9 protein-coding genes are annotated in these 11,801 nt (G+C 56.7%); 4 read left to right on the forward strand and 5 right to left on the reverse strand.

Annotation, left to right across the window (positions count from 1 at the left end):
• Positions 1–33: 33 nt before the first annotated feature.
• Positions 34–828, forward strand: coding sequence for a TraB/GumN family protein (locus tag AC4IBF_RS16450; protein WP_325848730.1), 795 nt, complete (start codon positions 34–36; stop codon positions 826–828).
• A 199-nt stretch (positions 829–1,027) separates the two neighbouring features.
• On the forward strand, positions 1,028–1,507 hold the full coding sequence (gene ybaK, locus AC4IBF_RS16455; RefSeq protein WP_023343509.1) for a Cys-tRNA(Pro)/Cys-tRNA(Cys) deacylase YbaK: 480 nt from the start codon (positions 1,028–1,030) through the stop codon (positions 1,505–1,507).
• A 92-nt stretch (positions 1,508–1,599) separates the two neighbouring features.
• Here ybaK and ushA read toward each other — a convergent pair whose 3' ends face one another.
• Positions 1,600–3,252 (reverse strand): bifunctional UDP-sugar hydrolase/5'-nucleotidase UshA, encoded by a 1,653-nt coding sequence (gene ushA / locus AC4IBF_RS16460; protein ID WP_143344776.1) that lies wholly within the window; start codon positions 3,250–3,252, stop codon positions 1,600–1,602.
• A gap of 169 nt (positions 3,253–3,421) precedes the next feature.
• On the opposite strand from ushA, the gene AC4IBF_RS16465 reads away from it, so the two are divergent.
• Both AC4IBF_RS16465 and ybaL read left to right on the forward strand, forming a co-directional pair.
• Positions 3,422–4,630 carry an MFS transporter gene (locus AC4IBF_RS16465; protein ID WP_491462968.1) on the forward strand — a complete coding sequence of 403 codons (1,209 nt, stop codon included), beginning with the start codon at positions 3,422–3,424 and terminating at the stop codon, positions 4,628–4,630.
• 230 nt (positions 4,631–4,860) lie between these two features.
• On the forward strand, positions 4,861–6,537 hold the full coding sequence (gene ybaL / locus AC4IBF_RS16470; protein ID WP_045909744.1) for a YbaL family putative K(+) efflux transporter: 1,677 nt from the start codon (positions 4,861–4,863) through the stop codon (positions 6,535–6,537).
• A gap of 92 nt (positions 6,538–6,629) precedes the next feature.
• Here the strand turns inward: ybaL and AC4IBF_RS16475 are convergent, their stop codons facing one another.
• From AC4IBF_RS16475 to htpG, 4 genes are all read right to left on the reverse strand, one after another.
• Positions 6,630–7,934, reverse strand: a complete 1,305-nt coding sequence (locus AC4IBF_RS16475; protein WP_045909745.1) for an inosine/guanosine kinase — start codon at positions 7,932–7,934, stop codon at positions 6,630–6,632.
• Positions 7,935–7,996: 62 nt separating this feature from the next.
• Positions 7,997–8,959, reverse strand: coding sequence for a ferrochelatase (hemH, locus tag AC4IBF_RS16480; protein ID WP_136195276.1), 963 nt, complete (start codon positions 8,957–8,959; stop codon positions 7,997–7,999).
• A gap of 124 nt (positions 8,960–9,083) precedes the next feature.
• Positions 9,084–9,728 (reverse strand): adenylate kinase, encoded by a 645-nt coding sequence (gene adk, locus AC4IBF_RS16485; protein ID WP_006809841.1) that lies wholly within the window; start codon positions 9,726–9,728, stop codon positions 9,084–9,086.
• Positions 9,729–9,923: 195 nt separating this feature from the next.
• A complete protein-coding gene (gene htpG, locus AC4IBF_RS16490) occupies positions 9,924–11,798 on the reverse strand; it encodes a molecular chaperone HtpG (RefSeq protein ID WP_133293904.1) in 1,875 nt (624 codons plus the stop codon).
• Positions 11,799–11,801 lie beyond the last annotated feature (3 nt).

Genomic DNA, 11,801 nt, shown 5'->3' on the forward strand with positions numbered 1-11,801 from the left:
GCTAGCATGAACTTTTCCGTTCATGGAGCGCGTATGGGTCTGTTTCATCGTATAAAAACATCGTTTCGCGCCCTCTTTCCTCGCCGTTATGCCTGGCCCGGTCTGGATATCTCGCTTCCCGGCGGGCAGCACCTGCACCTGGTCGGCAGCATCCATATGGGCACGCAGGATATGTCTCCCCTGCCTCCGGGCCTGATAAAACTGCTTAAACACGCCGACGCGCTGGTCGTTGAGGCGGACATTTCGGGTCAGGAGTCACCGTTTGCCGGGCTCGAAAGCGATCTCACTCTGGCGGAACGCCTGGATGAAACCCAGCTTGCGGAACTGACGCGCGTCGCCGATGAGACGGGCGTCTCGCTCTCCATGATAGACACCCTGCCGCTGTGGCAAATCGCGATGGTACTGCAGGCCACGCAGGCGCAGCGTCTGGGCCTGCGCGGTGATTACGGTATTGATTACCAGCTGCTGAACGCGGCAAGGGCGCGCAGCCTGCCCATCATCGAGCTGGAAGGAACGGACAGCCAGATTGCGCTCCTGCGACAGCTTCCCGACGACGGTCTGATGCTGCTGGATGATACACTGACCCACTGGCACACCAACGCGCGCCTGCTGCAAACGATGATTGGCTGGTGGCTGGATGCGCCGCCCGCGGACGGCAGGCTGGCGTTACCATCAACGTTCAGCGAATCGCTGTATGATGTGCTGATGAATGCGCGTAACAAAGCCTGGCGAGAGACGCTGCATGCCTTACCTGCGGGGCGTTACGTGGTGGCGGTCGGGGCATTACATTTGTACGGAGAAGGGAATTTGCCGTCGTTGCTGAAATAAAAAAATGGCCAATATTTCTATTGGCCCGTCAAAGAGGAATTTCATCGTTTTTATTATGCCGAAGGAGATCTTCGGTTGAGCCGATTGTCGCTCAAAGTGACCATCACTGCCAATACTATTGCGCAAGATGGTGCTATTTTTTAGACAAACGTCAGGCGTATGCTGGCTGCATGAATTGTCTGTCGTAAGAAGGATAGCTATGACTCCCGCCGTTAAATTACTCGAAAAAAACAACATTTCTTTCCGGATCCACACCTACGATCACGATCCGAATGAAACCAACTTTGGTGATGAAGTGGTGCGCAAGCTGGGGCTGAACGCTGACCAGGTTTATAAAACGCTGCTGGTGGCGGTGAACGGCGATATGAAGCACCTCGCCGTCGCGGTGACTCCCGTGGCAGGACAGTTGGATCTGAAGAAGGTCGCCAAAGCGCTGGGGGCGAAGAAGGTGGATATGGCGGATCCCATGGTGGCGCAACGCACCACGGGCTACCTGGTGGGCGGGATCAGTCCGCTCGGACAGAAAAAACGCCTGCCGACGCTGATCGATGCTCCTTCACAGGAATTTGACACCATCTTTATCTCCGGTGGCAAACGCGGGCTGGACATTGAGCTGGCGGCGGGCGATCTGGCAAAAATGCTGGACGCGAAGTTTGCGGATATTGCCCGCCGGGATTGAGTAAATTGCCCGGTGGCGCTGCGCTTACCGGGCCTACGATTCGAATGCAGGCCGGGTAAGGCGAAGCCGCCACCCGGCACAAAACCCCCGCACTACTGCCAGCTCACCTCACCTTTCGGCTCATACGCATTCACGTCAATCGGCGAATTCTGCTCGATATACTGCTTCAGCACTTCCGCATCGATAAAGCCGGTATTCACGTATCCCGGCTTATTATCAATATGCGGATAGCCGTCGCCGCCGGTGGCGTTAAAGCTTAACGTCGCCAGACGGTAGGTTTTCGCCGGGTCAACCGGTTCGCCTTTGATCTTCAGGTCGTTAAGCTTGCCGTCTTTCGCTACGAAGCTCACGTTGGCAAACTGTGGATAGGCCCCGGAATCCGGCTTCATCTGCGCCACGGCGGTCAGGTACTCAACAACCTCTTTCCCGCTCATGTCAGCATAAACCACCACGTTGCCGAACGGCTGCACCTTCAAAACGTCTTTATAGGTGATGTTTCCACCTTCGATGGAATCTCGAATACCGCCGCCGCTCATCACCCCAAAATCAGCCCCGGTGCGCGCCATTTGCGCCGCCAGCACCAGGTGACCCATGTTGGTCTGCACGAAGCGAACTTTACTGCGGTCCCCCTCCAGACGCCCGTTCAGCGTGCCGATTTTCACGTCCAGCTGCGCCTTGCCTTTGTTCTGGAACGGCGTCAGCAGGGAGAGCATCTGCTGGTTTTCAGCGATTTCTGGCGTGTAAAGTACGCGCTCGCTTTTCCCGTCAGGGTAAGTGACCTTCTTCTTCAGGTTGACCGGGATAAGCTGATAATGAACCAGCTTCATCTCGCCGTTACGGAACTCAAAGTCCGCCCTGCCCACGTATTTGCCCCACTCGTGCGCCTGCACAATCCAGATACCGTTCTGACGGTCTGGCGCACAAGGCGTGCCCGGGACATAGTCCACCTGCTTTTTGTTCTCGGATGCCATACATACCGGATCCTGTGAGTGACCACCCACAATCATCGCCAGCGAGCCCGCAGGCAGGCTGCGCGCCATCTCTACGTCGCCCGGCGCATTGGAGCCATGCTCGCCGTTGTCATAGTGCCCCATGTGCGTGGTGGCGATAATCACGTCCGGCTTTTCGTTTTGCTGCAGCTCCTGAATCACCAGCTTCGCTTCGTCTGCCGGTTTACGGAATTCGATATCGGTAAAGAACTCAGGATTGCCAATTTTCGCCGTGTCGTCGGTGGTTAAGCCGATGACCGCGATCTTCAGATCCTGACGCTTAAACAGCGCCCACGGCTTAAACAGGCGCTCGCCGGTGCTTTTCTGGTAAATATTAGCGGAGAGGAACGGGAATTTGGCCCATTTCTCCTGCTGACGCAGCACGCTGAGCGGATTATCAAACTCATGGTTACCGACGGCCATCGCGTCGTAGCCAATCAGATTCATGCCGCGAAAGTCGGGCTCGGCGTCCTGCAGGTCGGATTCCGGCACGCCGGTATTGATATCGCCGCCTGAGAGCAACAGCACGCTGCCCCCCTGGGCCGCCACCTCTTTACGTATTCCATCCACCAGCGTTTTTTGTGCCGACAGGCCATATTCGCCGTATTCACTGCGCCAGAAATGGCCGTGGTGGTCGTTGGTATGCAGAATGGTGATTTTATAGGTTTTGTCTTTTTCATACGCCTGCGCGGGCAGGCTTACCAGCCCCCACGCCGCGATGAGCGCCAGCGCGACGCCCCGCTTCATTAACTTCATCTTCTCTCTCCCTGACCAATAGACAAAGGCAGAAATTACAGTGACTAATAAGAATAGACAAATAAGTTTTCAGAATTGCGACTTTCTTCAAATGTCCCGGGCGGGTATGTTAGTCGGATAATAATTACACCCTGCATCTCTAATAACTAAAGACGTGGTACTTCTCTCTATGGCAATCAGTGAATCAACCCAGCCCGTTTCGGGCGCACCGGCGTCGCGCACCTCCTTTAAAGTCTTAGGCGCAATCAGTCTCTCGCACCTGCTCAACGATATGATCCAGTCGTTGATTCTGGCAATTTACCCGCTGCTGCAGTCCGAATTTTCGTTAACCTTCGTGCAGATCGGGATGATCACCCTGACCTTCCAGCTGGCTTCCTCGCTGCTGCAGCCGGTGGTGGGCTACTGGACGGATAAATACCCGATGCCGTGGTCGCTGCCGGTTGGCATGTGCTTTACCTTAAGCGGGCTGGTGCTGCTGGCCATGGCCGGGAGTTTTGAAGCCGTGCTGATTGCCGCCGCGCTGGTAGGCACCGGCTCGTCCGTGTTCCATCCGGAGTCTTCCCGCGTGGCGCGCATGGCGTCCGGCGGTCGTCATGGCCTGGCGCAGTCACTTTTCCAGGTGGGCGGTAATTTTGGTAGCTCTCTCGGCCCGCTGCTGGCCGCGGTGATTATTGCCCCGTACGGTAAAGGCAACGTGGCGTGGTTTGTGCTGGCCGCGCTGCTGGCGATTATCGTGCTGGCACAGATTAGCCGCTGGTATGCCGCTCAGCATCGCGTGAATAAAGGAAAACCTAAAGCGAAGGTTATCAATCCCCTGCCGCGCAATAAGGTTATCCTGGCGGTTTCCGTCCTGCTGGTGCTGATTTTCTCGAAATACTTCTATATGGCGAGCATCAGCAGCTATTACACCTTTTATCTGATGCAAAAATTCGGATTATCGGTACAAAACGCGCAGATCCACCTCTTTGCCTTCCTGTTTGCCGTTGCGGCCGGTACGGTCATTGGCGGGCCCGTGGGTGATAAGATCGGGCGGAAATATGTCATTTGGGGCTCTATCCTCGGCGTGGCGCCCTTTACCCTCATTTTGCCGTACGCCAGTCTTGAATGGACGGGCATTTTAACCGTGATTATTGGTTTTATCCTCGCCTCCGCGTTTTCCGCCATTCTGGTCTATGCCCAGGAGCTGCTGCCCGGACGTATCGGTATGGTTTCCGGACTGTTTTTCGGTTTCGCTTTCGGCATGGGGGGGCTTGGGGCAGCGGTTTTAGGGATGATTGCGGATCACACCAGCATCTTCCTGGTTTATAAAATCTGCGCTTTCCTGCCACTTCTTGGGATGTTGACCATATTCCTGCCTGATAACCGCCACAAAGCGTAAATTACGGGCAGCCAAAGTTTGACTTTGGCTGCCTGACACCCTGATGCCATAAGGGTTTCTTCTTTCTCCACTCGCTGAATTTATCAAAATGCGCTTTTTTACGTGCATATTGCTGTTTTATTCAAACTTCAACAATTATTCATAAACATAAGGGTAAAAATTGTCATAAACTATTACTCGGTTTTTTGGTTTTTCACCAAAAAGGAACACCCACAACGAAAGGAGACGGAATGCACCACGCCACACCGCTTATCACCACCATTGTTGGTGGACTTGTGCTCGCTTTTATCCTCGGCATGATTGCCAATAAACTGCGTATTTCTCCTCTTGTCGGTTATCTGCTGGCAGGTGTGCTGGCGGGACCGTTTACCCCAGGTTTTGTTGCGGATACCAAACTGGCCCCTGAGCTGGCGGAATTGGGCGTGATTCTGCTGATGTTTGGCGTCGGTCTGCATTTTTCCCTGAAGGATTTGATGGCGGTAAAGTCGATTGCCATACCGGGAGCGATCGCCCAGATAGGGGTGGCGACGCTGCTTGGGATGGCGCTTTCGGCCGTGCTGGGCTGGTCGTTAATGACCGGTATCGTATTTGGGCTGTGTCTCTCAACCGCCAGTACCGTGGTGCTGCTGCGCGCGCTTGAGGAGAGACAGCTGATTGACAGCCAGCGCGGGCAGATCGCGATTGGCTGGCTGATTGTTGAAGATCTGGTTATGGTCCTGACGCTGGTGCTGCTGCCCGCCGTCGCCGGGATGATGGAAAAAGACAACGTCGGCTTCGCCTCGCTGGCGCTGGATATGAGCATCACCATCGGTAAAGTGGTGGCGTTTATTGCCATCATGATGCTGGTGGGCCGCCGTCTGGTACCGTGGATCATGTCCCGCAGCGCGGCGACCGGCTCCCGCGAGCTGTTCACCCTCTCCGTGCTGGCGCTGGCGCTGGGTATCGCCTTTGGTGCCGTTGAGCTGTTTGATGTCTCCTTTGCCCTGGGTGCGTTCTTCGCCGGGATGGTGTTAAACGAGTCAGAGCTGAGCCACCGTGCGGCGCACGACACGCTGCCGCTGCGCGATGCGTTTGCCGTGCTGTTCTTCGTCTCCGTCGGGATGCTGTTCGATCCGCTGGTGCTGATCCAGCAGCCGCTGGCCGTGCTGGGCACGCTGGCGATCATTATTTTTGGTAAGTCGCTTGCCGCCTTCTTCCTGGTGCGGATGTTTGGCCACTCCCCGCGCACGGCGCTGACCATTGCCGCCAGCCTGGCGCAGATCGGTGAATTCGCCTTTATTCTGGCCGGTCTGGGCATGGCCCTGAACCTGCTGCCGCAGGCGGGACAAAACCTGGTGCTGGCGGGGGCGATCCTGTCGATTATGCTGAACCCGGTGCTGTTTGCCCTGCTGGAAAAATACCTCGATAAAACCGAAACGCTGGAAGAGCAGACGCTTGAAGAAGCCATTGAAGAAGAGAAGCAGATCCCGGTTGATATTTGCAATCATGCCCTGCTGGTCGGCTTTGGCCGCGTGGGCAGCCTGCTCGGCGAGAAGCTGATGGCGCAGGGCATTCCGCTGGTGGTGATTGAAACCTCACGCACCCGCGTCGACGAGCTGCGCGAGCGCGGTATTCGCGCGGTGCTGGGCAACGCGGCGAACGAAGAGATCATGAATCTGGCGCATCTGGACTGCGCCCGCTGGCTGCTGCTGACCATACCCAACGGCTATGAAGCGGGTGAGATTGTGGCCTCCGCGCGCGCGAAGTGCCCAACGATTGAGATTATCGCCCGGGCGCACTATGACGACGAGGTGGAGTACATTACCGAGCGCGGTGCAGATAAAGTGGTGATGGGCGAGCGCGAGATTGCCAACACCATGCTAACGCTGCTGGAGAAACCGCCGGTTGAAGAGGCGGTTACGGGGTAAGTTTGGTGCGGTCTGGTCCCCTCACCCTTGCCCTCTCCCACAGGGAGAGGGAATAAACACTAAAAACGGCAACCTGGGTTGCCGTTTTGATTTTACCTGTCCCAATACGCCTCTTCGAGGCTGTCTTCCCGTTCCGGCAGACCGCGCGTTAAGCGCGGTGAGTGCTGGTTCAGCACCTGATAGCTTACGCGGTTGGCGTACTTGCATACCTGCGCCAGCGACGAATAGGTCAGCCAGCTGAACTTATGCTTGCTGGAATTCGGCACGTTGGTTTTGTGGTAGGCATTGGCGGTAATGTCGTGCAGCAGCGCGGCCAGCGCACCGTCGCCCGCACCGTTGGTGTTCATGATCTTCTCCGGTCCGCCCATGTAAGGGGCGATGTGCGAGTAGATGCGCAGCGGGTTAATGCAATCTTTATAACGCATGCCGCGGCTGAACTCGTACTGGTTAAACTCGGCAATCGCGCCGGGCAGCAGCGGGTGCTGGGTTTTGCGTTTGCTCTCTTCTTCCGTGAAGCCTGCCATATACAGCCCAACCGGGCCCGCGGTGCAGAGCACCAGATCCACCCAGTCCAGCGCTTTGTCAGACGCCAGCAGCGGATCGCTTTCGCCGGTCAGCGCTTCGGCCTCTTCTTCGTTCATCGCCAGAATCGAGACGTGCTCTTTCAGGAACGCCTGCCACCATTCAGGATTATCGGCGATAACGAATTTAGTACCCAGCGTCAGAACGACCGGCACGTCGTACTTCTTCGCGTACTCAATCGCCTTCATGGTCGCTTCCGGCATCGGCTCGCCCGGCTTACAGCGCACCAGATAGGAAGTCAGCACCAGCGCCGAGGCACCCGCAATCACCTCTTCCGGAATACTCTCGGCGCGCAGCTTGTTCATATGACCCGGGCTGATGGCAAAGGTGCGCTCGCCGGATTCACCGATCAGGGTAAAGCAGCGGCCAATCGGGCCGTCGACGCCCTGCAGGTAGTTCAAATCGGTGCGGCTGGAGGTGTTGCAGAGATAGCGGTAGGCATAGCCGCCGATTTCAATGTTGCTGCACATCACGCCGAGCAGCACCGAACGGTCGTCTGCCAGCACGGAGTAGTTGTGCATGGTATTGCCGATGGTACCGCCGGCGAACTGGTGGGTAATCAGGTTTTCGCGCACCAGCTCCTGATACAAGGCTTCGGCAACGTCGTCTTCAATGACCAGCGAGTGGCCGGCACTCAGACCATAACGGGCGACAAACGCATCATCCACTTTCGCTTCAATGTCCACCAGCGTCTGGTCGATACCGACGACCCAGGCCGCGCTGGTTTCATTTTCTGGCTGGATTTGCTGCAGGAGCGGATCGCGGGCATCGACGGGGAAGTAGTGTTTGGATTTGCGTTTACCGGGAAATTTCATGGTCTGAACTGTACGAAGAATATGGGCCGGGAATGGTAGCACAAACCCGGCCCGAAGTGCGATTAGCGACCGTTCGTTACCAGCGAGACCATCATGTCGATATGCTCAGGCGAGTCGTTAAGCGCCGGAATGTACTCGTACTTTTCGCCACCAGCCTCCAGGAAAAATTCCCGGTTTTGCACCGCGATCTCCTCCAGCGTTTCCAGACAGTCAGCCGAGAAGCCCGGCGACATTACCTGGATGTGCTTCACGCCTTTCTCACCCAGCATTTTGAGGGTTTCATCGGTGTACGGCGTCAGCCACGGCTCGCGGCCGAAGCGCGACTGAAAGGTCATCATCACCTTCTCAGGCGGCAGGCCAAGGGCGGAGACCAGTTCGCGCGTGGTATCGCGGCAGCGCTGCGGGTAATCATCCCCTTCATTGGCGAAGCGCTGCGGGATCCCGTGATAGGAGAGCAGCAGCAGATCAGGCTCGCCGTGCTTTTCAAACGACGCGCGCGCGCTGTTGGCAAGCGCCTTGATGTAGAGATCGTTATCCGCGTAGTCGCGAATAAAGGTCACGCCCGGAATGCGGCGGCGGGTCGCCAGAATGCGGGCCAGCTCGTCCCAGACGGCGGCCACCGTCGAGCAGGAGTACTGCGGGTAGAGCGCCAGCACGACGATATGGTCCACGCCCTGCGCCAGCAGTGATTCCACCGCGCTTTCGAGGGACGGTTTTCCGTAGCTCATGCCAAGCGCGACGGGCATATCCGGCAGGCGGGCGGCCAGCGCTTTTTCCTGGCGACGGCTGTAGACCATCAGAGGCGAGCCCTCTTCCATCCAGACGGACTGATAAAGTTTGGCGACGCGCGGAGAACGAATCGGCAGAATGACGCCACGCAGCAGCGGCCACCACAGCAGTCTGGGGAAATCCACGACGCGCGTGTCGCTTAAAAATTGTCGCAGGTAGCGTTTTACCGCGTCTGATGTAGGTGCTTCTGGAGTGCCCAGATTGGCAAGCAGGATGCCGGTTTTCGCCTGACTCATTCACGCCTCTTAACCATTTGATAGGTTGTCAATTGTAGCGGAAATGCGTTTAAACGAAACCCATTGCTGTAATAGGTAAGATGAGAATATTTCTCACCCGGGAGACCGGGTGAGAGGCGCGCGATTAGCCGAGGATTTTTTCCAGCTCTGCACGTACGTCAGCCACGGCTTTGGTGCCGTCAACTTTGGCGTATTTGGTGTTACCCGCCTGCGCTTCTTTGGTGTAGTAGCCGATCAGCGGCGCGGTCATCTGATGGTATTCCACCAGGCGTTTACGCACGGTCTCTTCCTGATCGTCTTTACGGGTGGTCAGCTCTTCGCCAGTCACGTCGTCTTTGCCTTCAACCTTAGGCGGGTTGAATTTGATGTGGTAAACGCGGCCAGAAGCAGCGTGTACGCGACGGCCAACGATACGGTCAACGATCAGCTCGTCCGGTACGTCGAACTCCAGAACGTAGTCCACGTTGATGCCCGCTTCTTTCATGGCGTCAGCCTGAGGAATGGTGCGTGGGAAGCCGTCCAGCAGGAAGCCGTTACGGCAGTCTTCCTGAGCAATGCGCTCTTTAACCAGAGCAATCACCAGCTCGTCGGTCACCAGCTTGCCTGCGTCCATGATGTCTTTCGCCTGTTTACCCAGCTCGGAGCCAGATTTAACAGCGGCGCGCAGCATATCACCGGTGGAGATTTGCGGAATACCGTATTTCTCCATGATGAACTGAGCCTGAGTTCCTTTACCCGCGCCCGGAGCGCCAAGCAGAATAATACGCATTGCGAAAATCCCCTCAAAAGTCGTTTCAATTTTTCAAAAGCGCTAAACAATACCACCAGAACGGGCATCGCTCAAGGAAGGCAGGAAGGCTGAAACGGTTAATGGGGGGAGATAATTTGGGATAGTGCGGTCTGGTGCCCTCACCCCGGCCCACTCCCACAGGGAGAGGGAGAAGACCAGGGGAGGCGTGGTCAGTTACGCCAGCAGCAGCGCATTCACACGTTTAATGAACAGGTTAGGATCTTCCAGCGTGCCGCGTTCGGCCAGCAGGGACTGATCCAGCAGGAGTTCAACCCACTCGGCAAAGCGGGCGTCGTCCTGGGTATCCGCCGCGCGTTTCACCAGCGGATGATCCGGATTAAGCTCAAAGATATATTTCACTTCCGGTACCGCCTGGCCCGCTGCCGCGAACAGCTTCGCCATCTGGGTGCTCATTTCGTCGGCATCGGTCGTGACGATGGCCGGGGTGTCGGTCAGACGGTGGGTGAAACGTACCTCTTTCACGCGCTCGCCCAGCAGGGTTTTCACGCGATCAATGAACGGCTCCAGCGCCTTCTCGGCTTCTTTCGCGCTTTCGTCAACTTCATCCGCCAGCTTGTCGATAGACTCGTCGGCTTTGGCAACGGACTGGAACGCCTTACCGTCGAACTCGGTCAGGTAGTTCATCATCCACTCGTCGATGCGGTCAGAAAGCAGCAGCACTTCGATGCCTTTCTTACGCAGCAGCTCCAGGTGCGGGCTGCTCTTCGCCGCGGCGTAGCTGTCGGCGGTGATGTAGTAGATCTTCTCCTGCCCTTCTTTCATGCGGGAGACGTACTCTTCCAGCGACACGGTCTGGGCGGAGGAGTCGGTGTGCGTAGAGGCGAAGCGCAGCAGTTTGGCGATGGTTTCAACGTTCGCCATGTCTTCAGCCGGGCCTTCTTTCAGCACCAGACCGAACTGTTTCCAGAAGGTCTGATATTTTTCCGCATCGTCTTTCGCCAGTTTTTCCAGCATCTGCAGCGCACGTTTGGTCAGGGCGTTGCGCAGATTACGGGTGACGGCGCTGTCCTGCAGAATTTCACGGGAGACGTTCAGCGGCAGGTCGTTGGAATCTATCAGACCACGCACGAAGCGCAGGTAGTTCGGCATGAACTGCTCGGCATCGTCCATGATGAAGACGCGCTGCACGTACAGCTTCAGGCCGTGCTTGTGATCGCGGTTCCACATGTCCCACGGCGCTTGTGCCGGGATGTACAGCAGGCTGGTGTACTCCTGCTTGCCTTCCACACGGTTGTGGCTCCAGGTCAGTGGGTCGGTAAAATCGTGGGCGATGTGCTTGTAGAATTCGTTGTACTCGTCGTCCTTAATTTCAGCCTTGTTGCGCGTCCACAGCGCCTGCGCCTTATTGATTTTCTCCCAGGAAACGATGGTTTCACCGTCTTTCTCTTCCTGTTTTTCAATCTCAACCGGCAGGGCGATATGGTCGGAATATTTGCTGATGATGGAGCGCACGCGCCAGTCGTTCAGGAAATCATCTTCCCCTTCACGCAGGTGCAGGGTGATTTCGGTACCGCGGTCCGCTTTAGTGATGTCATCAACGGTGTATTCGCCTTCCCCTTTGGATTCCCACAGCACGCCGTTTTCAGCGCTGTCGCCCGCCGCGCGGGTGCGCACGGTGACTTTATCCGCCACGATGAACGCCGAGTAGAAACCGACGCCGAACTGGCCGATCAGCTGGCTATCTTTCGCCTGGTCTGAGCCCATGGACTCCAGGAACGCCTTAGTGCCGGATTTCGCGATGGTCCCGAGGTGGTCGATCACCTCGTCGCGGTTCATCCCGATGCCGTTATCGGCGATGGTCAGGGTGCGGTTCTCTTTATTGAACGAGACGCGCACGCGCAGCTCGCCGTCGCCTTCGTACAGATCCGGGTTAGACAGCGCGCGGAAGCGCAGCTTGTCCGCCGCATCCGAGGCGTTGGAAATCAGCTCACGCAGGAAAATTTCTTTGTTGGAATACAGGGAATGGATCATCAGATGCAGAAGCTGTTTTACTTCTGACTGGAAACCACGGGTTTCTTGTCCTTTCATCTA

The sequence above is a fragment of the Enterobacter sp. Taxon_8 genome (assembly GCF_058354585.1).

What these genes read in the sequence shown, in the direction of transcription:
- ushA (WP_143344776.1), bottom strand. Translation starts at nt 3,252, where the DNA reads ATGAAGTTAATGAAGCGGGGCGTCGCGCTGGCGCTCATCGCGGCGTGG.
- AC4IBF_RS16450 (WP_325848730.1), top strand. Translation starts at nt 34, where the DNA reads ATGGGTCTGTTTCATCGTATAAAAACATCGTTTCGCGCCCTCTTTCCT.
- ybaK (WP_023343509.1), top strand. Translation starts at nt 1,028, where the DNA reads ATGACTCCCGCCGTTAAATTACTCGAAAAAAACAACATTTCTTTCCGG.
- htpG (WP_133293904.1), bottom strand. Translation starts at nt 11,798, where the DNA reads ATGAAAGGACAAGAAACCCGTGGTTTCCAGTCAGAAGTAAAACAGCTT.
- AC4IBF_RS16475 (WP_045909745.1), bottom strand. Translation starts at nt 7,934, where the DNA reads ATGAAATTTCCCGGTAAACGCAAATCCAAACACTACTTCCCCGTCGAT.
- adk (WP_006809841.1), bottom strand. Translation starts at nt 9,728, where the DNA reads ATGCGTATTATTCTGCTTGGCGCTCCGGGCGCGGGTAAAGGAACTCAG.
- hemH (WP_136195276.1), bottom strand. Translation starts at nt 8,959, where the DNA reads ATGAGTCAGGCGAAAACCGGCATCCTGCTTGCCAATCTGGGCACTCCA.
- ybaL (WP_045909744.1), top strand. Translation starts at nt 4,861, where the DNA reads ATGCACCACGCCACACCGCTTATCACCACCATTGTTGGTGGACTTGTG.
- AC4IBF_RS16465 (WP_491462968.1), top strand. Translation starts at nt 3,422, where the DNA reads ATGGCAATCAGTGAATCAACCCAGCCCGTTTCGGGCGCACCGGCGTCG.